This window comes from Mesorhizobium salmacidum (SeqCode) (assembly GCF_037179605.1).
Taxonomy (GTDB): Bacteria; Pseudomonadota; Alphaproteobacteria; order Rhizobiales; family Rhizobiaceae; genus Mesorhizobium; species Mesorhizobium salmacidum.
Window position 1 is genome coordinate 66,615 of record NZ_JAPYKS010000017.1, and the last position, 23,331, is coordinate 89,945.

Annotated in this window: 29 protein-coding genes; 9 read left to right on the top strand and 20 right to left on the bottom strand. The window is 61.2% G+C overall.

Going from position 1 to position 23,331, the window contains the following annotated elements; translation table 11 throughout:
• Positions 1-98: 98 nt before the first annotated feature.
• Genes O7A60_RS22095 through O7A60_RS22105 form a run of 3 tightly spaced genes read right to left on the bottom strand, consistent with a single transcriptional unit; the run spans position 99 to position 2,097 of the window.
• Positions 99-302: a hypothetical protein gene (locus O7A60_RS22095; RefSeq protein ID WP_027144508.1), complete on the bottom strand. Its 204-nt coding sequence runs from the start codon at positions 300-302 to the stop codon at positions 99-101.
• Entirely contained in the window at positions 295-1,218 is a 924-nt protein-coding gene (locus O7A60_RS22100) for a DMT family transporter (protein ID WP_337108068.1), read from the bottom strand. Before O7A60_RS22100 ends, O7A60_RS22095 begins: the two co-directional genes overlap by 8 nt.
• 45 nt (positions 1,219-1,263) lie before the next feature.
• The gene (locus O7A60_RS22105) at positions 1,264-2,097 is read right to left on the bottom strand and encodes a hypothetical protein (protein WP_337107997.1); all 834 of its coding nucleotides are present in this window, start codon (positions 2,095-2,097) and stop codon (positions 1,264-1,266) included.
• Positions 2,098-2,207: 110 nt separating this feature from the next.
• Here O7A60_RS22105 and O7A60_RS22110 point away from each other — a divergent pair, with 110 nt between their 5' ends.
• Positions 2,208-3,167, top strand: a complete 960-nt coding sequence (locus tag O7A60_RS22110; protein WP_337107998.1) for a LysR substrate-binding domain-containing protein — start codon at positions 2,208-2,210, stop codon at positions 3,165-3,167.
• Positions 3,168-3,230: 63 nt separating this feature from the next.
• Entirely contained in the window at positions 3,231-3,581 is a 351-nt protein-coding gene (locus O7A60_RS22115) for a GNAT family N-acetyltransferase (protein WP_337107999.1), read from the top strand.
• A 286-nt stretch (positions 3,582-3,867) separates the two neighbouring features.
• Here O7A60_RS22115 and O7A60_RS22120 read toward each other — a convergent pair whose 3' ends face one another.
• Positions 3,868-4,380, bottom strand: a complete 513-nt coding sequence (locus O7A60_RS22120; RefSeq protein WP_337108000.1) for a DinB family protein — start codon at positions 4,378-4,380, stop codon at positions 3,868-3,870.
• 66 nt (positions 4,381-4,446) lie between these two features.
• Between O7A60_RS22120 and O7A60_RS22125 the strand changes: the two genes are divergently transcribed.
• Positions 4,447-5,139 (top strand): glutathione S-transferase family protein, encoded by a 693-nt coding sequence (locus O7A60_RS22125; RefSeq protein ID WP_337108001.1) that lies wholly within the window; start codon positions 4,447-4,449, stop codon positions 5,137-5,139.
• A gap of 81 nt (positions 5,140-5,220) precedes the next feature.
• Here O7A60_RS22125 and O7A60_RS22130 read toward each other — a convergent pair whose 3' ends face one another.
• Positions 5,221-5,478: a DUF2934 domain-containing protein gene (locus O7A60_RS22130; RefSeq protein ID WP_337108002.1), complete on the bottom strand. Its 258-nt coding sequence runs from the start codon at positions 5,476-5,478 to the stop codon at positions 5,221-5,223.
• Positions 5,479-5,771: 293 nt separating this feature from the next.
• Here O7A60_RS22130 and ndk point away from each other — a divergent pair, with 293 nt between their 5' ends.
• Both ndk and O7A60_RS22140 read left to right on the top strand, forming a co-directional pair.
• Positions 5,772-6,194 (top strand): nucleoside-diphosphate kinase, encoded by a 423-nt coding sequence (gene ndk, locus O7A60_RS22135; protein WP_027144516.1) that lies wholly within the window; start codon positions 5,772-5,774, stop codon positions 6,192-6,194.
• A gap of 39 nt (positions 6,195-6,233) precedes the next feature.
• On the top strand, positions 6,234-6,980 hold the full coding sequence (locus tag O7A60_RS22140; RefSeq protein WP_337108003.1) for a class I SAM-dependent methyltransferase: 747 nt from the start codon (positions 6,234-6,236) through the stop codon (positions 6,978-6,980).
• Positions 6,981-6,984: 4 nt separating this feature from the next.
• Here the strand turns inward: O7A60_RS22140 and O7A60_RS22145 are convergent, their stop codons facing one another.
• The 7 genes from O7A60_RS22145 to O7A60_RS22175 all read right to left on the bottom strand — a co-directional run bounded on the left by O7A60_RS22145 (position 6,985) and on the right by O7A60_RS22175 (position 11,917).
• Positions 6,985-7,323 carry an META domain-containing protein gene (locus O7A60_RS22145; protein ID WP_337108004.1) on the bottom strand — a complete coding sequence of 113 codons (339 nt, stop codon included), beginning with the start codon at positions 7,321-7,323 and terminating at the stop codon, positions 6,985-6,987.
• A gap of 53 nt (positions 7,324-7,376) precedes the next feature.
• Positions 7,377-7,568 (bottom strand): YbaY family lipoprotein, encoded by a 192-nt coding sequence (locus O7A60_RS22150; protein WP_337108005.1) that lies wholly within the window; start codon positions 7,566-7,568, stop codon positions 7,377-7,379.
• A gap of 79 nt (positions 7,569-7,647) precedes the next feature.
• Entirely contained in the window at positions 7,648-8,130 is a 483-nt protein-coding gene (locus tag O7A60_RS22155) for a molybdenum cofactor biosynthesis protein MoaE (protein WP_337108006.1), read from the bottom strand.
• A gap of 5 nt (positions 8,131-8,135) precedes the next feature.
• Complete coding sequence (gene moaD / locus O7A60_RS22160; protein ID WP_027144520.1) at positions 8,136-8,393, bottom strand: molybdopterin converting factor subunit 1; 258 nt, start codon at positions 8,391-8,393, stop codon at positions 8,136-8,138.
• Position 8,394: 1 nt separating this feature from the next.
• Positions 8,395-8,991 carry a CDP-diacylglycerol--glycerol-3-phosphate 3-phosphatidyltransferase gene (pgsA, locus tag O7A60_RS22165; RefSeq protein WP_010915213.1) on the bottom strand — a complete coding sequence of 199 codons (597 nt, stop codon included), beginning with the start codon at positions 8,989-8,991 and terminating at the stop codon, positions 8,395-8,397.
• Between the two features lie 98 nt (positions 8,992-9,089).
• Positions 9,090-11,156, bottom strand: coding sequence for an excinuclease ABC subunit UvrC (uvrC, locus tag O7A60_RS22170; RefSeq protein ID WP_337108007.1), 2,067 nt, complete (start codon positions 11,154-11,156; stop codon positions 9,090-9,092).
• A complete protein-coding gene (locus O7A60_RS22175) occupies positions 11,153-11,917 on the bottom strand; it encodes an SDR family oxidoreductase (protein WP_337108008.1) in 765 nt (254 codons plus the stop codon). Before O7A60_RS22175 ends, uvrC begins: the two co-directional genes overlap by 4 nt.
• 412 nt (positions 11,918-12,329) lie before the next feature.
• Between O7A60_RS22175 and O7A60_RS22180 the strand changes: the two genes are divergently transcribed.
• The gene (locus O7A60_RS22180) at positions 12,330-12,989 is read left to right on the top strand and encodes an outer membrane protein (protein ID WP_337108009.1); all 660 of its coding nucleotides are present in this window, start codon (positions 12,330-12,332) and stop codon (positions 12,987-12,989) included.
• A 164-nt stretch (positions 12,990-13,153) separates the two neighbouring features.
• Here O7A60_RS22180 and O7A60_RS22185 read toward each other — a convergent pair whose 3' ends face one another.
• Positions 13,154-13,750 carry a glutathione S-transferase family protein gene (locus O7A60_RS22185; protein WP_337108010.1) on the bottom strand — a complete coding sequence of 199 codons (597 nt, stop codon included), beginning with the start codon at positions 13,748-13,750 and terminating at the stop codon, positions 13,154-13,156.
• A gap of 438 nt (positions 13,751-14,188) precedes the next feature.
• Complete coding sequence (locus O7A60_RS22190; protein ID WP_337108011.1) at positions 14,189-14,659, bottom strand: hypothetical protein; 471 nt, start codon at positions 14,657-14,659, stop codon at positions 14,189-14,191.
• 552 nt (positions 14,660-15,211) lie between these two features.
• On the opposite strand from O7A60_RS22190, the gene O7A60_RS22195 reads away from it, so the two are divergent.
• Positions 15,212-15,520: a transcriptional regulator gene (locus tag O7A60_RS22195; protein ID WP_337108012.1), complete on the top strand. Its 309-nt coding sequence runs from the start codon at positions 15,212-15,214 to the stop codon at positions 15,518-15,520.
• A gap of 118 nt (positions 15,521-15,638) precedes the next feature.
• Here the strand turns inward: O7A60_RS22195 and O7A60_RS22200 are convergent, their stop codons facing one another.
• From O7A60_RS22200 to O7A60_RS22225, 6 genes are all read right to left on the bottom strand, one after another.
• Complete coding sequence (locus O7A60_RS22200; RefSeq protein ID WP_337108013.1) at positions 15,639-16,475, bottom strand: DMT family transporter; 837 nt, start codon at positions 16,473-16,475, stop codon at positions 15,639-15,641.
• Positions 16,472-17,053: a TetR/AcrR family transcriptional regulator gene (locus O7A60_RS22205; protein WP_337108014.1), complete on the bottom strand. Its 582-nt coding sequence runs from the start codon at positions 17,051-17,053 to the stop codon at positions 16,472-16,474. Before O7A60_RS22205 ends, O7A60_RS22200 begins: the two co-directional genes overlap by 4 nt.
• A 137-nt stretch (positions 17,054-17,190) precedes the next feature.
• Positions 17,191-17,643, bottom strand: coding sequence for a hypothetical protein (locus O7A60_RS22210; RefSeq protein WP_337108015.1), 453 nt, complete (start codon positions 17,641-17,643; stop codon positions 17,191-17,193).
• Positions 17,644-17,827: 184 nt separating this feature from the next.
• Positions 17,828-18,694: a 23S rRNA (adenine(2030)-N(6))-methyltransferase RlmJ gene (locus O7A60_RS22215; protein WP_337108016.1), complete on the bottom strand. Its 867-nt coding sequence runs from the start codon at positions 18,692-18,694 to the stop codon at positions 17,828-17,830.
• The gene (locus tag O7A60_RS22220; protein WP_337108017.1) at positions 18,691-19,302 is read right to left on the bottom strand and encodes a hypothetical protein; all 612 of its coding nucleotides are present in this window, start codon (positions 19,300-19,302) and stop codon (positions 18,691-18,693) included. Before O7A60_RS22220 ends, O7A60_RS22215 begins: the two co-directional genes overlap by 4 nt.
• An 18-nt stretch (positions 19,303-19,320) precedes the next feature.
• Complete coding sequence (locus O7A60_RS22225; RefSeq protein WP_337108018.1) at positions 19,321-20,013, bottom strand: TetR/AcrR family transcriptional regulator; 693 nt, start codon at positions 20,011-20,013, stop codon at positions 19,321-19,323.
• Between the two features lie 85 nt (positions 20,014-20,098).
• On the opposite strand from O7A60_RS22225, the gene O7A60_RS22230 reads away from it, so the two are divergent.
• Together O7A60_RS22230 and O7A60_RS22235 are read left to right on the top strand one after the other, a co-directional pair.
• Positions 20,099-20,569, top strand: a complete 471-nt coding sequence (locus O7A60_RS22230) for a carboxymuconolactone decarboxylase family protein (protein ID WP_337108019.1) — start codon at positions 20,099-20,101, stop codon at positions 20,567-20,569.
• Between the two features lie 1,046 nt (positions 20,570-21,615).
• Positions 21,616-22,728, top strand: coding sequence for a UDP-glucuronic acid decarboxylase family protein (locus tag O7A60_RS22235; RefSeq protein WP_245262149.1), 1,113 nt, complete (start codon positions 21,616-21,618; stop codon positions 22,726-22,728).
• Positions 22,729-23,331 lie beyond the last annotated feature (603 nt).

Genomic DNA, 23,331 nt, shown 5'->3' on the forward strand with positions numbered 1-23,331 from the left:
TTTAACCGTGCCCCCGACGGACCGCCAAGTCCCAAAACGAATCAAGACTTGGCATCAACTACCTTTATGGGAAATCGATGTCGCGCAAATTAGAAAATCTAATACTTCGAAGCGACAGACTTGGTTGTCCGACCATCCGCCAATATCTCAAGAATACGCTTCCAGCGGGCACAACGCCCGAAATCCTTCTGCTCAATTGCCTTTTCAGCCTTCATCGCGGCATAAAGTGGTGCCTCCGCGCCGAATTCCTTGATGAGCCAGTGCGCTTCCTGCCTGGCGAGACGTTCATTGTCGTCAAACATAGTCTTGCGCCTCCGTACGCTCCAGGCCGACCGCGACACAACTGCCGATCACGAGGACGGCTCCGGCAATGGCTGTCGTCGTCAGCCGTTCGCCGGACAAGGTCAGCAGCAGCGTCGAGGCAATCGGCGTGAGATAGGCGACGACAGCGACCTTGCCGCTGCCTCCGAGCCTCAAGGCGTGCGACCAGAAGTAATAACCCAGCCCCATCGGCCCGGCCCCGAGATAGAGCCCGAGGGTCAGATCCATCCCGGTGGGCCAGGCGACGCCTTCGCGAGCGGACCATATGAGCGTCAACGCGACGCCAACCAGCGACGAAGGCAACAACAGGCGGTCCGGCGACTTGGCGAGCCGTCCCACCATCACCGAATAGAAAGCCATGCACAGCGCAGACCCGAATGCGGCCAGGTAGCCAGCGAGATCACCCTGGAACCAGGTGCGGTCACGTCCTCCCGAAATCACCAGCGCGACGCCGACGAACCCAAGGGCCGCGGCAAGGCCCAGCAAAGCCGGACGCCGGGGATTGTCGAAGGCGATCACTGCCGCGGCAACCATCAAGGGCCAAGTGTAGGCCACGAGATTGGCTTCTATCACCGGCATCAAGGCAAAGGAGATATATTGCAGCACCATGGTGCCGACCAGACCGATAAAGCCAACCGCGAGCGGCGCCAGCGCGGTGCTCGCCGTGACTGCCGCGGCTTTCTCACGGCTCATCAACCGGATGACCGCGAACACCAGTGCGGCCCCTACAAATTGCAGGAATTGCACTTGCGACACCGGGTGACTGGCCAGCAGGGATCTGCCGACCAGCGCATTTGTCGACCACAACGCCACCGCGCCGGTGGCGAAGACCAGCGCGGATACCGAGCCCGATCGATGCCGAAAGAACCGGCAAGGGCTATCCCTGTGGTCGACCATGATCCTGTCCGAAAACCGGTTTCCACTGTTCAGGGTCATGGGTCCTCACCATGATTCCCTGGCTCCGCCCGGAACCGGCGCTTCGGCAGGGGCGGGCGTCGGATGTTCCGCCTCGAACCGGCGATAGGCCGGCAGCTGGTTGGTCCACACGTCTTCGGCCAGTTCGTCGACCCACTCGCGGTCGTGATCGTTGTCGGCGGCAAGATAGAACATCCTGTTATCGTCGACATAGGGCTTGGCCACAGAGCGCTGGTTGAGCACCAGGGTGACGCGCTCGCCGAACTGGATCGGCGCTGTGCGATGCAGGACGCCGAGGAACTGCCCGAGCGTGGCGTAGTTCATCTTGTGATCGATGCGCATGATGCGGTTGCGCGGAATCTCGCGGCCGGATTCGAGAATGGCGCGGCCGGTCTCGGAATCGTCGCAATAGATTTCGAGCTGGCCGCCGACCAGCGGATCGCTGATCGACAGCGGAATGAGCTCGGTGACCGGAACGCCGTCGCAATGCCATTCGACGGCGCCATCCCTGGGGTTCATGAAGGTGACGGTCGAACCGACGATCGACAGCGGATAGGGCTCCAGCTTCGTGCCCATCATGTCGGAGAGCCGCTCCAGGCGCAACTTGTCGTTCAGCAACTCCTTGATTTCGGGGATGAAACGGTCGGCGCCGGTGATGAAGGTCAAGTCGAGGTGCTTGTGCACGGCATGACTGGCCTTGAGCTTCAGGGCGGCTTCCTCGATCGCGGCAAGCAGTGCCGGATCATAGCCATGCAGATACTGCGCAACGCCGAAGCGCGACACTTTCCAGGCAGTTTCGTGACCGATAATGGCCTCGCGGCTCATCGCATAGCGCAATTCGGGTATCGTATGTGCGTTCATTGTACTTCTCCAAGTGGGGGCAAACACTTGGTTAACAGTCGATTAAATTAGCTGCCCCTGTAAAATTAGGAATGCTAGTGCTACCATAAGCCCAGCTTAAGGTCGAAACCGTGCGTCTGCTCAGTCAGGTCAACCTCAATTCGCTGAAAATCGTGGAGAGTGCTGCGAGGCATGGCAATTTCACGCGTGCCGGCGAAGAACAGTTCATCACCGCATCGGCGGTCAGCCAGCGCGTCAAGAGCCTGGAGGACCAGCTGCGCTTCAAGATTTTCCAGCGCGGCGGCAATGCGGTGTCGCTGACACCCGAGGGCGAGACCTATGTCTCGCGCGTTCGCGAGGCGCTGGAGCGGATCGTCGCCGCCAGCATGGAAGCGACCGGGCAATCACAGGAACATGTGCTGAAGATATCCGTACTGCCGACATTTGCCGCACGCTGGCTGTTTCCGCGCCTGCCGCTCTTTCAGCAGCAATATCCCGATATCGTGATGCGAGTTTCGACCTCGTACGCGACGCATGAGTTCACGACTTCCGAATTCGATCTCGAAATCCGCTATGGCGACGGCCACTTCAACGGACTGCCATCGGACCTGTTGTTTCGGGAAGACCTGACGCCGGTGTGCAGCCGCAAGCTGTTCCATGAAGTTCTCGGCCAGAAGCCGCTGTCAAAGGTCACACCGGACGACCTCAAGCACTTCACGCTGCTGCATTCCGACACCTGCACTCAGAACTGGCAATCCTGGCTTGGTTTTGCTGGTGCCAGTTTTGTGCTCAGCGAGACCAAAAGCATCTATTTCGATTCGTGCATGATGTCCTACGAGGCGGCCAACTCAGGAATGGGTTTTGCCGTTGCCAACCGTGCCTATATGGCCAGCGATATCCGCGCCGAAAAGCTGATCGCTCCGTTTGCCGTTCATCATCCGAACACGGCCGGTTGGTACTTTGTCTCGCCCCACAAGAGCCCTGCCGCACGCAAGGTGCTGCTGTTCAAACAATGGGTGATGGCGGAAGCGGCCATGACGCAACGCCAGTTGGACAGCGAAGTCACCGACTTGGCTTCAGAGGCTGTCTGAATTCGAATAGGCCTCACTTGCCACTCGATGACCGCAGCCAAGAGAAATAGGGATCATCGATTAATGGGCGTCCAATCCAGGCAACCCGCCTTGGTCGGGGATCTCGTTGAGCTCAGCCCCCTTTCGCCAGAGCATTCCGCAGCGCTTTTGAGTGCAGCCGCGGATGGCGAGCTATGGAACCTGAAGGCCACCGTGGTTCCTGGGCCAGGCGCGATCGATGATTATATTGCCAATGCCCTGGCTGGACGACAGGCCGGGACCGTCATGCCATACGCAATCATCCTGCGCGCCACGGGCTTGATTTGCGGTAGTACGCGGTTCTGGAAAATCGATCGCGCGAACAGAAAATTGGAGATTGGGCACACGTGGCTCGGCAGTTCGGTCCAGCGATCGGGCGTTCAATACCGAGGCTAAATATCTTCTCCTGGTTCAGGCATTTGAAGTCATGAGCTGTGTTCGCGTGCAATTCACCACCGACGAACTCAATGACGCGTCGAGAGCGGCCATTTTGAGAATAGGAGCAAAACAGGAAGGAATCGTTCGCAATGAACGGATCATGCCGGACGGCCGGAAACGCAATTCCGTCCGGTTCAGCATTATCGATTCCGAGTGGCCTGATGTAAAAGCGGGGCTACGGCAAAAAATGCGACGGTAGCCCGCGCGAACCGCTCGCCCCGAATTTAAAACAACATCATGTGGATCAGGCGAAGGCCCTTCCTTCCTCGGTGCGCTGGAAATGCGCCAGATCGAGCGGTACGGAAGGGCGGCCCAGAACCGTCAGGATCATATGCGCCTGGCCGCGGTGATGGGTCTGGTGGTTGAAGACATGAGCCAGCGCGGGCGCCAGACGCTGCGAGACGGTGCGCATGTCCGATACGGTCATATAGGTGAAACGACCCGACAGCGCCTTGTCGTTCAAGCCGCCGAGCCAGTCGATAATCCGCCGGTCCTCGGCCTCGCGCGCTGTCCTCAGGACAGGCAAGGCCCGGTACAATATGGCGTCCAATGTCGTCGGCGCGGCGCCTTCGCCGGTGAAGCGTTTCATCCAGATGCGATCGGCGGCGAGCAGGTGGTTGAGCGTGCCCATCAGCGAGCCGAAGAAGGCGCCGACGTCGCGATTGAATTCCTCATCGTTGAGATCGTTGGCGGCATCGTAGATGCGGCCATTGGCCCATTGATTGTATGCCGCAAACATCATGAAGTGCTGTTTCATCTTTTTCCCGCCGCGCCTGTTTCGGGTGTCGGGAGCGATACCTAGACCGCAAAGGAACCGGCGCCAATGACCATTCTGCTTTATGATCTCGTCGGGCGTGACGAGGGCCGTCCGTTCAGCCCACATTGCTGGAAGGCAACGATGGCGCTGGCCCATAAGGGACTTGATGCCTCGACCGCACCGACGCGTTTTCTCGAAGTGCCGGCCATTGAAGGCGGTGTCTCGAAAACCGTTCCGGTTATCCGCGATGGCGACAAGGTCGTTGCCGATTCCTTCACCATCGCGCTCTATCTCGATGAGGCCTATCCGGATCGCCCGACGCTGTTTGGCGGCGAAGGCGGCAAGGCGATGGCGCGCTTCATCGAGCGCTGGTCGCAATTGACCATTCACCCTTATGTCACCACCGCGGCGGTCGTTGACCTTCATGCCATGCAAGACGAGGAGAACGCCTCGTATTTCCGACAGAGCCGGGAGCAGCGCCTCGGCAAGCGGCTGGAGGACATCGTCGCCGCACGCGACGCCGGCCTGGCAACCTTCCGGGCAGCGCTGGAGCCGCTGCGCTCCATGTTGAGCTACCAGCCGTTCATCGGCGGCGCCTCGCCGCTGTTTGCCGACTATATCGTCTTCGGCGCGCTGCAATGGGCGCGTATCGCATCACCTTACAAGTTGCTCGAAGACAGCGACGCGGTGGCGCAGTGGTTCACCCGCTGCCTCGACCTGCATGGCGGGCTGGGACGAAAGGTTTCTGCCGCGGCGTGACGGACGCAAAGGCCTGCCTGCCCGCAAGGCAGCTCGAGCGCCGTCTACCTGTTGCGAAAATCAGCGGCGGAACAGCTGGCCTTATTTGGCCGCCTTCTTTGGTTTGCTGGCTTTCGCGGCGGCCTTTTCGTCCTTGGGGGGTGTTTTTGTCTTGCCGGCGCCGGATGCCTTCTTGGCTGGCTTCTTGTCCGCCGACGGCTTCCCCGCGTCCTCCCGATCGACGTCGGCCGCCGCCTGGTGCCAATGGCGTTCGTGGTCACCGGCCGGTTGCCCTTCTTCCTGCCAGATCTGATGTGCACGGTTGCGAATGCGCTCCTGACGATCGTCTGCCATGATCATGTTGTCTCCCTTCGGGCCGACTTCAGCGCGGCGCCGACCGAGCGACTATAGCAAGCAAACCGTTGCTTTACAGCCATCCGATCCCACCTGCCTGCGGCGACCAGCCATGGAAGCGCAGACCGGTCCGATGCTCGCTGTCGCTCCGGGCGTTCGTCGCTCGCAAAGAAAGGCAATTGGCTTTCCGCCCGTTGCGCGGACCGCTCCTCAGCCCGCTCCTCAGCCCTCTTGGCAATAGGCCGGGCGGCTTGTATAGAGCCCGCCACTCTCAATTCAAATTCAGACAAGGACGACCCATGGCGCTCGAACGCACTTTTTCCATGATCAAGCCGGACGCAACGCGGCGCAATCTCACCGGCGCCATCACCAGGATGCTGGAGGAAGCCGGCCTGCGCGTCATCGCCTCGCGCCGGGTGTGGATGAGCCGCCGTGAGGCGGAAGGCTTCTACGCCGTCCACAAGGAGCGGCCGTTTTTCGGCGAGCTGGTGGAATCCATGTCCTCGGGCCCGACCATCGTGCAGGTCCTGGAAGGCGAGAGCGCCATTACCAAGAACCGCGATGTGATGGGCGCCACCAATCCGGCCAATGCCGCCGAAGGCACCATCCGCAAGGTGCATGCGCTGTCGATCGGCGAGAACTCGGTGCACGGCTCGGACGCGCCGGAAACGGCCGCACAGGAGATCAAGTACTGGTTCTCGGATACAGAGATCGTCGGCTGAGCTGAACACCGTAATTTTCCATGCGAAAAGGCCGGCGAAATGTCGGCCTTTTTTCGTGTAGGACATGGTCTCAAGCTCTGCGCCATCTCACATGAAGTGAGCCGCCGGAAAGTCCGGCAAAGTACGAGATGCGTGAATGGACCGGGCGCGAAGCACCGTCGCGATGGAGTCGACCCGACCATGACAAGTGCAATTCCAGGGTTCTTCCAGGGCACCGATATGCCGACCAGCGGATGGTGGGAGGCGCTGTGGCCCGATCCGGCGGCAGTGCTTGCGGCCACCGGGATCAAGCCGGGTATGGACGTGATCGATCTCTGCTCCGGCGATGGCTGGTTCACGTTGCAGATTGCCAGGGTCGCGCGTCATGTCACCGCCATCGATATCGATGGCGACTTGCTCGAAGTCGCGCGTCGGCGCCTGACTGAAAATGGCCTGTCGAATTGCGACTTCGTGGCGGGCGACGCCTATGAGGTTGCTAGCCTGACAGCTCGACCCGCCGATTTCATCTTCATGGCAAACGCCTTTCATGGAGTTCCGGATCAGCTCCGCCTGGCCCGCGCGGTCCATGCGACGCTTGGCCCGTCAGGCCGTTTTGCCATTGTGAACTGGCATCGGACGCCGCGCGAGCGAACGGTGGTGCTGGGCGAGCCTCGCGGACCGAAGACTGAGTTGAGACTGTCGCCGGAACAAACCATCGCCGCCGTGGAGCCGGCCGGTTTCAAGCTGGCTGAAATGGTTGACGTGCCGCCATACCACTACGGCGCCGTGTTCGAACAGGCAGGGTGAGCAATCAGCTTGCGGCGCTGAAGCGCAGGATTTCGCGGCCGTCCTTGTCCGATATGGCGAGCTTGCCGGCATCGACAGTGTATAACGCCGCGTTGGCCAACGCATCGAACAGGGCTTTTTCCTCGGCCATCACATTGGGCGCGCAGGCTTTGTAGGTCGAACCGATATCGCCGATCGCGATTGCCTGACCCTCGACCTTCGCCGTGGCAAAATAGGTGTTGCAGGGACCGGTGCCACCGGCCTTGCCAGCCTCGCTGATCTTGAAGTTTGCCTGCGGCGCGGTGACGGCGCCAATCCCGTCGACATAGTCGACCACCCAGAGCTGATCAAAGACGGAAGTCATTGGCTCCTTGCTGGGTGCGACCATCTTCAGCATGATGGTCTGTGGCGCGTCGGTCAGCGGATCGAGCTGATGTCGGCAAGCTCGACGGAAAGCACGGCGCTGGGTGGCAATGCGATGCGCTCGCGATAGATCACCTCGCCCCTCACCGCCTTTTCCGCGGCAAGGGAAAGCTCCGGCACCGCCAGGATGCCGACGACCAGCGGCACCAAGCCGAAGACGAAGAACTCGGCGATCCTGTCCAGCATGACCGTCTCCCTTGCCCAAATCAGTCACGTGACCAGTTGGCAGAAGGATTGCGGTCGTTCCGTGACGCCTGCACGGTAATTATTCGGACGGCGGCTGCTTCCAGCGCCGAGCTGCCTCGGCGTCGGTTTCCTTGGCATCGACCCAGCCGCCCTCGGAGCCGTCGGTGCGATGCTCCTTCTTCCAGAAGGGCGCACGCGACTTGAGATAGTCCATGAGGAAGTTCGCCGCCTCGAATGCCGCCTGGCGGTGCGCCGAAGCGGCCACCACCAGCACGATGTTCGCCCCCGGCGCGATCTTGCCATGGCGATGTATGACGGTGAGGCCTTGCAGCGGCCAGCGCTCGGTGGCTTCGGTTGCGATGCGGCCGATCTCGGCTTCAGCCATGCCCGGATAGTGCTCGAGCTCGAGTGCCGAGAGAGCGCCCTGCTCGTCGCGGCACAGGCCGGAGAAGGTGACCACCGCGCCAATGTCGGCACGGCCCTGCGTCAGCGCGGCGATCTCGGCGGCGACGTCGAAATCCTGGCGCTGAATGCGCACGGTCGGCACCAGGACGGCCGGCATGAGTATCAGCCCCCGGTCATCGGCGGGAACAGTGCGATCTCGCGTGCGCCCGATATCTTCTCGCGGTGATCGACATGTTCCTGGTTGATGGCGACGCGGATGACATCGGGATATTGCAGCGCGTGTTGGTACCCTTCGCCGCGCGATTGCAGCCAGCGCAAGAGGTCGGCGACCGTCTCGATGCCGGCGGGCAATTCCACATCTTCCTGCGATGTGCCGATCCGTTCGCGAACCCAGGCGAAATAGATGAGACGGGTCGTCATCTCACTCGTCCATGATGTGCTTGAGACCGGCGCGGAAATAGTCGTAGCCGGTGTAGAGCGTCACGAGGGCCGCGATCCACAACAGCACGAGGCCGGTCTGCGTGGTCAGCGGAAAGATCTTGTCACCGGCAGGTCCGGCCAGCAGGAAGGCGATGGCGACCATCTGAATGGTGGTCTTCCACTTGGCAAGCTGCGTCACCGGCACCGAAACCTTGAGCGCCGCCAGATATTCGCGCAGGCCCGAAACCAGGATTTCGCGGCACAGGATGATGATCGCCGCCCATAGCGACCAGCCGGCGATACCGGCATGACGGTCGGTGTCGGCCGCCAGCAGCAAGAGGCAGGTGGCGACCAGCAGCTTGTCGGCGATCGGATCGAGCATCTTGCCGATGTTGGAGGTCTGCTGCCAGGCGCGCGCAAAATAGCCGTCGAAATAATCGGTGACGGACGCCAGCAGGAAAATGACCAGCGCCGACCAGCGGGCGAAGTCGCTCGATTTCAGATGGCCCTCGAGAAAAAAGCACAGCACGACCAGCGGCACCGCGATGATGCGGGCGTAGGTCAGCATGTTGGGCAGGTTAAATGCGCGCTGGGCCATGTCTTCAGAGACTCTTTCTGCCTGCGTACTCAAATCAGAAGCGGATGTAGGGGGTCAACAGGCCAGATTCGACTGGCCAGCTGAAAGTGACGATTTCTTCAGCTCTCGTGGAAGTGATTGTAGACCAGTTTCGCCACCTGTTCGGAAATGCCGTCGACCTTCCTCAGATCCTCGACTGCGGCACGGCTGACCGCCTTGGCGGTGCCGAAATGCAAGAGAAGCGCGCGCTTGCGGCCGGGGCCGATGCCGGCGATTTCGTCGAGCGGGCTTTTGACCATTTCCTTCTTGCGGCGGGCCCGGTGCGAACCGATGGCGAAGCGGTGGACCTCGTCGCGCAGCCGCTGGACGAAATAGAGAACGGGATCGCGCACCGGCAGCGAAAACGAGTCCCTGCCCTTGACGAAGAAGCGCTCGCGGCCTGCATCGCGGTCCTGTCCCTTGGCGATGCCGATGGCCACGACCCGGTCCTCGATACCGAGATCCGACAGGATCTTGCGCACCGCCGTCATCTGGCCCTGGCCACCATCGATCAGGATGACATCTGGCCAGGCAGGGAAGCTTCCGGAAATATCGTCTTCGATATCGTCGCCTGAATCCGCCGAGGCAGTCTCGTCGGGAGCAACGTCGCCATGCTCCTTGAGCAGCCGTGAAAAGCGCCGCTCCATCACCTCGCGCATCATGCCGAAATCGTCGCCCGGTGTGATCTCGGTCGAGCGGATGTTGAATTTTCTGTACTGGTTCTTCACAAAGCCTTCCGGCCCCGCGACGACCATGGCGCCGACGGCGTTGGTGCCCATGATGTGCGAGTTGTCGTAGACCTCGATGCGCACGGGCGGCTTGGTCAGGCCGAAGGTCTCGGCGAAACCGGCAAGCAGCCGCGCTTGCGTCGAGGTTTCGGCCAGCCGGCGGCCAAGCGCCTCACGCGCATTCTGCAAAGCGTTGTCGGTCAGATCCTTTTTCTCGCCGCGCTGCGGCACGGAGATCGCCACCTTGCGGCCGGCGCGCGTCGAGAGCGCCTCGGCCAGCAGTTCCTGGTCCTCGACGGTCTGCGACAGGAGAATGGCACGCGGTGTCGGCTTGTCATCGTAGAATTGCGCCAGGAACGAGCCCAGCACTTCCGATCCCTCCAGCGCCGGATCGGCCTTGGGGAAATAGGCACGGTTGCCCCAGTTCTGGCCGGTGCGGAAGAAAAACACCTGGATGCAGACCTGGCCGCCCTCCTGGTGGATAGCGAAGACATCGGCTTCGTCGACGGTCGCCGGGTTGATGCCCTGATGGCTCTGCACGTGCGACAGGGCCGCCAGCCGGTCGCGATAGATCGCGGCGCGCTCGAAATCGAGGTCTTGCGAAGCCTGCTGCATCGCAGCCGAAATCTCGGTCTTCACCTTCTGGCTGCGGCCGGACAAAAAATCCTTCGCTTCGGCGACCAGCTCGGCATAGCCCTCATGCGATATCTCGCCGGTGCACGGCCCGGCGCAGCGCTTTATCTGGTAGAGCAGGCAAGGCCGCGTGCGGTTCTCGTAGAAGGAATTGGTGCAGCTTCTGAGCAGGAAGGCGCGCTGCAGCGAATTGATGGTGCGGCCGACGGCCCCGGCCGAGGCAAAGGGGCCGAAATAGTCCCCCTTGCGCGACCGCGCGCCGCGGTGCTTGTAGATGCCTGGTGAGACATGGTCACCGGTCAAAAGGATATACGGAAACGACTTGTCGTCCCGCATCAGCACGTTGAATCGCGGCCGCAAACGCTTGATAAGATTGGCTTCAAGCAGCAGCGCCTCGATCTCGGTGCGCGTGACGACGAACTCCATCGTCGACGTCTCGCGCACCATGCGGCCGATGCGGTTGGTGTGGAACCTGCCTTGCGCGTAATTGGTGACACGCTTCTTCAGGCTGCGCGCCTTGCCGACATAGAGCACGTCGCCGGCGGCGTTCATCATCCGGTAGACGCCGGGCGCATTGGGCAGCCGCTTGACCAGCGTCTGGATCACCTCGGCGCCGATCATGCCTTCGGCGTCGCCGGCGTGCGGCGTCCAGTCGATGGCCGTGAAGGCGACATCCGGGCCAACCGGTTCGACGATCTCCTCCAGCGCCTCGTCCTCGAGGTCGATTTCGGGAGGAAGATCATCAGCGCCGCCGCGCGCCTTGTTCTTGTGATCCAAAGGACTCATTCCGCCATGCCTGTCACATCGGGCGTCTGCCATGCAAGATGCTGGCCGCCATCGAGCGCGATCATCTGGCCGGTGACCGAGCGCGTCTCCCAGAGATAGCGGATGGTGGCGCCGAATTCCGGCAATTCCGGGCCGCGCCTCAGAATGAGGCCAGCGACCTGCGCGTCAAAATCCGAATCGTCCTGGCGCACGTTCTTCAGCGTCGGGCCCGGCCCTATCGCATTGACGCGGATGCCGGGTCCGAGTGCCTGGGCCAGCATCTGCGTCTGGGTCCACAATGCCGATTTCGACAGCGCATAGGAAAAATAGCGCGGTGTCGGCCTCCAGACGCGCTGGTCGATAATGTTGACGATCAGCCCCTCCTGCCCTTCCGGCAAGGAACGGGCGAAGTTCTGCGCCAACAGCGCCGGGGTTTTCACGTGAATGGCAAAATGGCGGTCCCAGGCGTGCCAATCGAAATCTTCCACGGAATCATCGACGAAGAGCGAAGCATTGTTGACCAGCAGCGAAATCGGGCCCAGCGCTGCTTCCGCTTGGCCGACGAGGTCGCTGACGGCATCCATGTCGGTCAGATCAGCCGCCACCACGGCGGCGCGGCCGCCCGACCGGTTAATCCCCGCGGCCAACGCATCCGCCTCATCGTGCGAGCGATTGGAATGGATGGCGACCGCAAAACCATGGCTGGCGAGGTCCTCGACGATCGCCTTGCCGATCCGTTTCGCCCCACCGGTCACCAGCGCCACGGCAGTGGCTTTGCTCATCTGCTGTCAATCCTCAATTTCGGCCCGAAACGCGATGCCGACGAAATGTGGCCCGGCATGCGTTAAACGGCGTTCGCACCTGGGGCAACATTGTGGCGAAGTGCCCGGTTCGGTGTGCCGAGCCCTCCTGGACTCGGAACCATTGGATCGCAATATAGGTCGCTGGACTCCTTGCACCAAGCGGTGTGCAGCGCAGCGTGGACTTGCTGCTGACATTTCGCTGTTGCGAAGATGCAACGTCAAGGTTCTGCCTCATTCGTGCCGGGGAATGACCCAAGTTCAGGTTCGGTTCAGCCGCATTTTGACACGACATTTGGAACCGACGAACGCCAGATCCGTTTCACCCCCCGGACGGGTCGATGGCGATCGTGAGAAACAAGCCTGTGTCCTGTGGCTTAAGGAGTAAAGAACAATGCAAGCCAATTTTAAATTCGCACGGCCGCTGGCTGTTGCGCTCGGGCTCTTCGCCCTCAGCGGTACCGCCTATGCCGCGGACGTCGTTTCGGAAGAGCCGCCGGCACCCGCTCCGGTTGCCGAACTTCCGGTCGCCTCGTGGGCCGGCCCTTATGCCGGTATCAACCTGGGCTACGGCTTCAGCGGCAAGACCAAGGAAAAGGATTTCGGCGTTTCGACCGATACCAAGGGTTTTGTCGGCAGTGTCTTCGGCGGCTATCAGTGGCAGCAGGAGAACTTCGTTTACGGCGGTGAAGCCGAACTCGGCTACGACGGCGTGAAGGGTGACGACAACGGCATCCACTCCAAGGGCGGCTTCGAAGGCTCGCTGCGTGCCCGTCTCGGCTACGCCGTGACCCCGGAAATCCTGCTCTATGGCACCGGCGGCCTCGCCGGCAGAAGCCTGAAGGTGGAAGACACCGTTCTCGGCGCCAGCGACACCGCCACCATGCTCGGCTGGACCGCCGGCGTCGGCACCGACATCAAGCTGACCGATAACGTGTTCGGCCGTGTCGAATATCGCTACACCGACTTCGGCAGCAAGAGCTTCGACGGTGGTATTGGCAAGGTCAAGGCGACGGACAACCGCGTCACCTTCGGCCTCGGCATGAAGTTCTAAGTCGTTCAAGCCACGACACGAAAAGCCGGGCCTCGCGCCCGGCTTTTTTTATGTCCGGTCGCTTACAGCATGTCGCGGCGAATAGGATTCGCCCGACCTGCTGTAAGCTTTTGATTTTATGCATGTCGTTGTCCCGGAACCGAGGACACTTCCGGCGACATGCATTAGGCCGGAACCACGGACTTCAGCTCCGGGAATCTTTCGTCGAAGCGCGCCGCCCAGCGGGTCAACCGGCCACGGCCCTTTTCCCATTTGCCGGCGAAACGCAGCGAGAGGTAGCCGAGGCAGGCACGCAACGCCAACTGACCGGCCGTGATCTTCTTCGGCAGTTTTGGCGGATTGGCATTGAGCAGGTCGAGTGCCGCCGTGATCTTCGCCCACTGGCGGTCGAGCCAGGGCTGATAGACCATCTCTTCGGGGCGGGTGCGGCGCTCATAGACCATCGACAGCGCGCAATCGCAGATGCCGTCGGCCAGCGCCTCCAGTACTTCCGCTTCCAGACGCTTGTCGGGGTTGCGTGGAAACAACGCGTTCTTCGAAATCCGGTTGAGGTGCTGGGTGATGGCGCGGCTGTCGTGAATCGAACGGCCATCGTCGAGCACCAGCACCGGGATCTTGCCGAGCGGATTGGCGCCGATCAGCTCGGCCGGCCTGTCCTCGGTTCTGACCGGCACCTCCTCGAGAGCGATCCCGGCATAGGCCGCGGCCATCCTTACCTTGGAGCTGTAGGGAGAGGCGGACGCGTAGAGCAGCTTCGGCATGATCGGTTTCCTGTTTGCGACTGTCCAGTGTTGACCGGACAAACTCTTGCGATCAATCGCCAGAGTGCAAAAAACCAGCGACCAGAAACCTGCCGCGGTTTCCGTCCTGGCATCACGACAAACCGAACCGGCACACTAGGAAGTATCAGCGGGCCACGACAGCAAGCCGCCGGGTTTAAACCCCGCATTCACACGTCACAGGAGCCCATACTTCACAGGCGCCAAAGCGTCGCGCCGAGAACCTTCGCCAACCACCGCAAGAGGCGAAAGAGAGTCGGGCGAGCGAGGCAGCCAACCGGCGCCTCGCTTTGCTTGCCCCTCGGCCCCTTCCCGATGCTCAGTCCCGAGGGCTGAACCCGTTGCCGAATATGCTCCGATCCAGAGCGTCAGAGCGTCCTTGCCGCATCCCGAAGGACACGCGACGCCCCAACGATCCGTCTACTTCTTGCCCGGAGCCTTCGCCTTCGCGGGCGCTGCCTTTGCCTTCGGGGCCGCGGCTTTCTTCACCGCCGGCTTGGTCGCGGCGGCGGCTGCTTTCGCAGCTGGCTTGGCCGCCGGCTTCTTGGCCGGTGCCGCTTTCGCTACCGGCTTCGCCGCGGCCTTGGCGGGAGCCGCCTTCTTCGCTGCGGGTTTGGCCGCCGCCTTGGCCGCAGGCTTCTTGGCCGGTGCCGCTTTTGCTGCCGGCTTCGCCGCGGCTTTCACGGGCGCCGCCTTCTTCATTGCCGGCTTCGCGACGGCCTTTGCCGCTGCCGCAGGCTTCTTCGCCGGTGCCTTGGCCGCGGCGGCCTTCGGCTTGGCGGCAGGCGCTGCTTTCTTCACTGCCGTTGCGGCCTTCGCCGCGACTGCTTTTGCGGGTGCTTTCTTTGCCGGTACCTTGGATGCCGGCGCTTTAGATGACTGCTTAGCCATGTCATGCCCCTTCACGTTATGCCGATGGCCGTGAATGACCCCGGCGCGCAATGCATATCTGACTCGCGTCTCGCTAGCCAGCGAAGCAATGGTATGATTTTCTCAACTTAAATTTTGGTTGCGATCGACACACAATCACACTCATCACCGGAAAAATCCGCCGTTGATCTTCCGGCGGCGCCAGCAATTTGACACCGGCATTCCCGATGCGAGTTCGCCATGAAGCTCCAAAGATCAGCGAGCAACTTCACGCATGATCTTCGGTCGTGAATATCATCACTTGCCGTCTCATCGAGGCGATCATCTTTTGCAAGCGAGCGGTCCATGCGGATCACGAGCGCGATGCGACACCCGATCTGAAGATCACCTTGTCAAGCATGTTCCGAGCATCTGTTTTCTGATTGACAGAATACTCTGTATGACAGAGTATTCTGTCAGGGGATGTTATCGCGCCTTTGATTTCGGCCGTGCAAAGGCAAGTGACACACCGCTGGCAGAGATTGCCGGGTCAAGCGGGGACAGCCCGAGGCTTTGCCGCATTGGAGCTTATCGATGAGCGCCGACGACATTATCCACCAGAGTACGCGGCTCAGGATCATGGCCGTCCTGAACACGCTGGAAAGGCGCGAGGCGCTTGAGTTCACCCAGTTGAAGGCCATGATCGAGACCACCGACGGCAACCTCGGGGCACATCTCGATACGCTGGCCAGAGCTGGCTATGCCGACATTGAAAAGCTCTTTGTCGGACGTCGGCCGCAGACACGGATCAGAGCCACGACGGCCGGACGGCGGGCCTTTCGCGGTCACATTGCCTTTCTTCGCAAGATCATCGATCAGGCGGAGGCACAACGCAGGAAATAGGCCCTACGGCGAGCGAACGCCTTTGAGCGGTTCACCGTCTCATGATACGGTGAACCGCCCGTCCCGACAATTTTTCCATGGCGGCGGAATCGCCGCGTGTGTCGAGGAGGCATTGTCATCACGACTGATAGCCGAGACAAATGACGCCGAGCGCGACGACGGCGCAGGCGCCGACTCGCCGGGGCGTCAGCGTCTCGCCGAGAAACAACCGGCCGATGAAGGCCGCGAAGACGACGCTGGTCTCACGTATCGCGGTGATCGGACCGGCAGGCCCGAGCGCGAAGGCCGCCACCACCACGCCATAGGCCAAAAGCGCGAACAGGCCGCCACCCAGCGCCCTCCAGGTTTCCGGTGCCCGCGCATCGACAGCGAGCCTGCCCCGACAGGCGACAAAGGTCGCCGGCAGCAGTGCGCCATAGGCCAGCAGGACCCAGGCGGTGTAGGCACCGACATTGCCCGCCGCACGAACGCCGATCGCGTCGACCATCGCGTAGGCGGCGATGATCGCCCCCGTTGCCAGCGCATAGAGGATCGATGTCGTGGTGGCTCTTCCTCGCCCAAGCGAAAGAGCCATGATGCCGCCGCCGACCAGGGCAACGCCCACGGTCTCCAGAGCGGTAAGATGCTGGCCGGCCAGCAGGAACCCGCCGAGCGTGACGAGCAGAGGCACGCTGCCGCGAACAATCGGGTAGACCTGTCCCAGTTCGCCATATCTGTAGGCGGCCACCAGAAACACGCTGTAGCCGACCTGCAGGCAGGCCGAGAGCCCGACATAGGGCCAGGCGGGCGTTGCCGGAAAGCCATTGAAGATTGCAAGGGGAATGGCAAGCGCCGTGCTGGAGAAGCTCATGACGGTGACGGTCCACAATCTGTCGGCACCCGTTCGCAGGAAGGCGTTCCAGCTTGCGTGCAGAATCGCCGCGAACAGCGCGAGCCCGATGACCAGCGGGCTCATTGCGGCCCGCGCGAGGCGGCGATGATGTCCAAGGCAGCCTTGCGGGCGTCGCGGATAGCGGTGTCTCCCTGCCCCATCTGCGCCATCAGGGTCGCACCTTCGATCAGCATCAACAGGGTCGTCGCCGCACTCTCGGCCCGCCCGCGCGGCATCATCTGCTCGAGGATCGACTGCAGGCGCTGCCTGAGGCTATTCTTCTGCCTGGCGACAGCCTTGAACACCGGATGATGGGGATCGCCGAACTCGGCCAAGGCATGGGCGAACAGGCAACCATGAAAATCCGGTCTGCGGAACCAGCGGCCATGCCAGTCGAAGATCTTCGCGATTTTCTGCTCCGGCGTGGTCCCCTCCCTGGCGAGCCGGTCGAGCTGATCGTCAAAACGCCTGGTGCGATAGTCGAGCACCTCAACGATCAGCTCGTCCTTGCTGGGAAAATGGCGATACATCGTCATCTTGGCCACGTCCGCCTCGGCGATGATCCGGTCGATGCCGGTGGCATGGAAGCCGGCGCGCTTGAACAGCGCATAGGCCGTTTCGACGACATGCAGGCGTTTGTCGGAAGCAGGTGACGGTGTCATGCGCTAACCAAGTGATGAGACAGGTCTGTATCATCACAGTGCAACGGAACGCATCACCTGTCAACGCAGGACATCAAAGCGCCCGCGACCCCATCAGGCCGCAGGCGCGAAAAAAGATCGGAAAAGAAGAGACGCGTTCAGCGCAGGACGCGGCAGCGGCCGTTATAGACCATCCAGCGATCGAAGCCCGAGACGCAGAACTCGACATTGTCGCCGATCGAGGCAAAGCCCTGGCCTTCCTCGATCAGATAGAAGATCGACCGGTCCCGGCCATCCGACAAGCTGACGGTTGCCCGGCAATAGTGACGGCCAATCGGCCATTCCTCGCTCGCCTGCTCATAGCGGTGTTGGCGAATGTCGCGAAAATCGGTGATGGCGACCTCGGGCAGATGCGGCACGTGATGCACCTGGTAGGAGAACCGATGCGTGATCTTGCTCAGCACCCATGTCTCCCCACAGACGCTGCCATCGTCCTCGGAATAGACGGTAAGGTCAGCCGCATGGACCGCCTGGGTGATACCGAGAGGCGCGGCAAGGGGCGTGCAGAGCGAAATCAGGGCAGCAAGTGCGGATTTGGCGAAGCGAGTCATGGCAGCCTCTCAAGGTCGATTGCGCGCACTGTGCGGATTCGCTCGACGGCGGTCAAGCGGTTGCCGAAACAATGGTTTCCAGAAACCGGCGCGGGCAGTTGCTGTAACCAGCAACCCGCGGGTAACGGCGAAGTTCCCTGCGGGCGGATCATGCGGTCGCACGGGGCGCGGCGATCAAATCCAGCTATACCGGCGGCGGGGCCTGCTCGCCGGCCAGCCATTCCATCGACCAATGCGCCGGCTTTTCCACGGCGAGCAATTTGTGCAGTGCCGGCAATATGGTTCGCAGTTCGCCTTCCAGCATGAAGGGCGGATTGACCACCACCATGCCGGTGCCATCGAGGCTGGGTTCCGAAGAGGCCGGCCTGATCTCGAATTCTATGTCGAGGATTTTCGGGATGCCGGATTGCTTCAGCGCTTTCCTGAAGGCGATGATCGCCTTGCGGTTCTTGATCGGATACCAAAGGGCGTAGATGCCGTTGGGCCAGCGCCTGTGCGCCTTCACCAGCCCGTCGACGAGGCGGCCGAACTCGCCTTCTTCCTCGAAGGGTGGATCGATGAGCACCAAGCCGCGCTTTTCCTTCGGCGGCAGATGCGCCCCGAGCGCAAGCCAGCCATCAAGTTCCATCACCTTTGTCTGGAAATCGCCGGCGAATTCCGTCTTCAGCTTCGCGGCGTCTTTCGGATGCAGTTCGATCGCCGACAACCGGTCCTGCTTGCGCAGGAGATTGCGCGCGAGCAGCGGCGAGCCCGGATATTTCTTCACGCCGCCCTCGGGATTGAGCGAGCGCACCGCCGCCAGATAGGGCGCCAGCAGCGCCGCCGCCTTCGCGTCGAACGAGGCATCGATCAGCCTGCCGATGCCGCCCTGCCACTCACCGGTCTTTTGCGCTTCGAGTGACGACAGGTCGTAGCGGCCAATGCCGGCATGGGTGTCCACGACACGAAACGCCTTGTCCTTCTGCTTCAGATAATCGAGCAGGCGCGTCAGCACGACATGCTTGACGACATCGGCAAAATTGCCGGCATGGTAGGCGTGGCGGTAGTTCATGTGGGACCCCTGCCCCAGCGTGGCGGCGGCGGTTGCGAGTTCGGATTTTCCGGTCGCCCGCCACCAGAACGCAGGAATAGCAGGAAGCCGATCAAGCCGACCGCCATCAGCGTGATGCCTATCGGCCGCGCGCGGGCGTCGATCTCGCCGACGCCGGAACGCAAGACAAGGTCGACCGCTCGCATCGGTATGTCCTCGGCATCGCCAAGGCCAGCTGTGAAGAGGTAAGCGCCAGGGCTGACGGTGGCGATCAGGCCGGCCTCGTCGCGAAAGATCTTGTCGGGCAGTTGCGGGCTGGCCTGCCGCGGATTGTCCACATGGTTGAACTGCAGCGTCGAGGCAAGCACAGTGCGGCCGTTGGTGGCCGCGGTCAGCGTCAATACCGTGCGCTGCTGCGAAACAATGCGCTCGGCCCTGGCGGTCAGGTCGACCAGCACCCGTACCGGCGCATCGCGATCTTTGAGCGATACGGTCAACGGCCTGAACCGGCCCTGCTCATAGACTCGCCAGGTGCCGATTTCGCGACCGGAAAAATTGCTCACCGCCCACGGGTAGATGAAACCGATGCCGGTGCCGGAGAGCAGGATCAGGACAAACAGAAAGCGCATCGAAAACCTTGGCTATTTCTACTTCTGCTCGCTACGGCTGCCGCCTTGCGCGGACCTGTCCAGGGTAGCAGTGCGGATCCGCTCCATCTCGTCCAGAAGCATCTCCAGGCCAAGATCGAAGGTTTTGTCGAATTCAGCGGTGCCAAAGTAGCGTCCCGCGGTGGCGATGTTGGGGAAATCGCGCTCAAGCTGCTCACGGCCGACCGTTGTGACCGCCGACGGGCCCTTTGAGTAACCGGCGGTCTCGTCGAGTACCGCCCCCGACAGATAGTACCCCACCGCACGGAACAGCCTTGCGGCCATTTCCTGATCGAAGCCGCCGTCATTGAACAAGCCTACGATGTTGTCGATATAGGCAAGGCAAATGGGCGAATTCATCCGGTAGCTGAGAAAATAGCTCGCGAAGGCCGGATGCTCGCGACCGATACGCCGATAATCCAATACCACCATGCGCATCCTCTGGCGCCATGGCAGATCCGGATCCGGCATCTTCAACGGACCAATCAGCCTGTCGACCAGCGCCTCAAAGAGATGCGCCTGCGAGGGGAAGTGATGATAAATGCTCATTGCCTCGCAACCAAGTGCTGCCGCCAGCTTGCGCATCGAAAAGCCGGCAAGCCCTTCCCTCTCGATCACCTCGAAAGCAGCGTCCTCGATCATCTCGCGCGACAGACGTCCGCGCGCTCTCTTTTTCTTGATTGATTGATCCATTGCGCCGCTTGACAACTTACAGTGTAAGGTTCATCTTCGCCGTCACCTTACATCGTAAGGCTAACAAAGACCAGAGGAGAAAACCATGTCGTACCATCGCATCGTCAAATCCGTGCAGTCTTCATCCCAACGCGCGTTCCTGTTCGCAGCCGCAGCCTGCGTGCTGTCGCTCGGCACCGCGCCGGGCCACGCCGACGACTATGGCACAACCCTCAAGGACATACAGTCGACCATGGGCGGTGTACCGAGCTTTGTGAAGCAGTTTCCCAAAACCGGTCTGCCCGGTGCCTGGGCCGAGGTCAAGGCCATCGAACTCAGCGACAAGACGGCGCTGCCGCCCAAGGTCAAGTCGTTGATCTCCCTGGCCGTGGCGGCACAGATTCCTTGCACCTACTGCATCTGGTCGGACACGCAGGACGCAAAGCGCGCCGGCGCAACCGACGAGGAGATCCAGGAAGCCGTGGCGATGGCGGCGCTGACACGTCACTGGAGCACCATCTTCAACGGCATGCAGGTCGATTTCGATACATTCAAGAAGGAAATGGGCGGGCAGTAAGCCCGCCGGGGGTGCGGTGCCGCTTCAGGATCCGCCACACACGGCAAGAAGATAAAGGTAAAGTGCGCCCGCCCTGCTTAACCGTTGCCCTGGCCCGGATGGCTCGTGGAGAAGCGGGCCATCCGCCAGTCTCGGCCATTTTTTCGGTCCGCGCGCCAGTGCCGCGTTCAACCCGAATGCGTGATCGCGCAATAGCCAGCAGCCGGCCCATGCCCTCAAATGCCATTTGCCGAGATGGCCGGCGTTGCGGATCAGGGACCTCGAATGCCCAGAAATCGCGAGCGGCCCGACAGAAAGAAATTAAAACTTATTCTTGCGAGCCGATTTTACCTTCCAATTTTGGCTCTTGGTCTGCTCTGCGCCACTGCTAGTTGCGACGCGGATTCCGTTCGCAGAGAGATACTGGCGAAGTATTCACAACCAGGTGTTTATATCTGCAGTCCCAGCGGATTTGGGCAGCAATCTCATTGCAACCTAAAGATTTGACGCCCTTCTGAAATCGCTGTTCATTCGGATAGGCCCCAGGGGCTACCCATCCCAATTGTCTCACAAGGGCACGCCTCCACATTCCTCGACTATCAAGCTTTTGATGGCACCTCCAGAACAGATCGCCGCAGCTTGTGAAACCTCCTTGGCTCGACCCAATGCGCTGATTCGAAATGGGGAACCGCCTCCAAGGCCGCCTGGGCGCGCCCCGCGAACACGCCGACCCATGATTAACCATCGGCAAACACAATTGGTTAAGAAATTGCTAATTTAGTTGACTGGAATTTCCACAGGTATATTTTCAAAGCGTTGGGATGTGCAATTTGGGCGAGCAATCGGCGATGATGGTACGAAGCGCGTAATCGCGATCTCGGGGCGCATGGACTGCTGACGGCAGCATGGAAGCCGGGCGGCAGTGGCTTCGTAACTCAGAGAATGACAAGCGCACATCAATGATGATGGCGATCCGCGAATGCGGAGGATTGCCGCGTTTCAAAGACGTGGCCGGGCGGTGCTTTGCCCAGGCCCGGTGGTTGCGTGTGCGGTGCGTGGAGAAAGCCATGAATAAGGTCATCAAGGTTCTGAAACTTGGTTCCAGAAACGGTCAAAAGGGCAACAGCAAGAGCCGCGATCGAGCCCGCGCTCTGGTCGCTGGAGGCGCGGGCTTCCTGGGATCGCATCTGTGCGAACGTCTTTTGCAGGACGGGTACGACGTCGTCGCAATGGACAATTTCCATACCGGCAAAAGATACAATCTCAATGCGCTGCTGTGCGATCCGGGATTCAGCTGCATCGAGCACGACATTGTCAATGAATTGCCTTTGGACCTTCGGTTCGACGAGATCTACAATCTCGCCTGCCCTGCTTCTCCGCCACATTACCAGGCAGATCCGATCCATACCTTCAAGACGAGTGTGCTTGGCGCGCTGAACCTGTTGGAACTCGCGCGTCGCAACAATGCCAAGATATTCCAGGCCTCGACTTCCGAGGTCTACGGCGATCCCTTCGTGCACCCGCAGCCCGAAAGCTATTTCGGCAATGTGAATACGCACGGACCGCGCTCCTGCTATGATGAAGGGAAACGTTCGGCCGAAACCCTGTTCTTCGACTATTCGAGGACATATGGCCTCGATATTCGCGTAGCCCGCATCTTCAACACCTACGGTCGCCGCATGCAGCCCGATGACGGCCGCGTCGTCTCGAACTTCATCGTCCAGGCGTTGCGCGGTGAAGACCTGACCGTCTATGGCAGCGGTCTGCAGACCCGCTCCTTCTGCTACGCCGACGACCTGATCGAGGGCTTCATGCGGCTGATGAACGCGCCGAATGCGCCAGCCCACCCGGTCAACCTCGGCAATCCCAGCGAATTCACGATCATGGAACTTGCGACGCTGGTCGTCGGCTACATCAATTCCAGATCGAAGATCGTGCATCGGCCACTGCCGATCGACGACCCCAGACAGCGCAAACCGGACATTTCCTTTGCCAGGAACAACCTCGGTTGGGAGCCAAGGATCGATCTGGCGCAAGGGCTCGCGCATACCGTCGACTATTTCGACACCCTGCTCTACGGAAAGCCGGAGGATCAAAGGGGGCGCGGCTTCATGAGCCGACCGGCGGTCCTGTCACAGACGGCGCGGGTTTCATCGGCAGCCACACCTGTAAGCTGCTAGATCGTCCAGGCGGTCAGCCGGGTGACGTCAAAACCGGTCTCGGCCGTTTTCAGGGCCCGGCGCCGGGCGATCCGGCCGAACTCTATGGCGATCCGAGCAAGGCCTGCACCCATCTTGGCTTTGTGCCGCAGCTTTCCGACATCGACACGATCGTCAGGACGGCCGCCCCATTTTCGGACTGCGTACGAAACCGGCGGTACTGCCGCCAAGCAAGGCGCGGCACCTGTCGCTGCTCGATAGATCAGAGAGGGCGGGCGCGGCAACTGGCGCGCTGGCCAAATCCGCTGGGACTGCAGATGTAGGGCGAACTGCCCGGGAACGCACCATCATCGCCGGGATCAAAAGCGACCTTCCTAGGTCCAAACGTACGGATCGTGATCGGCGGCGGCGGTGCAAAAGCGTAAGTTCTTTCGGTGCTTGTCATCAGGACCTGAGGCTCGGCTCTGAGCGAATGTACGACGTATCCAGCTTGGACTGGCCGGAATGAAGGCGTGCTCCGGTCCGGGTGCACGACTGGCGCGATAAGAACAGAACCGGTTTGGGTTTCATCCATAAGCTGACACCCTGCAACCAGAGAGGTCATCGCCACCACCACAACAGACA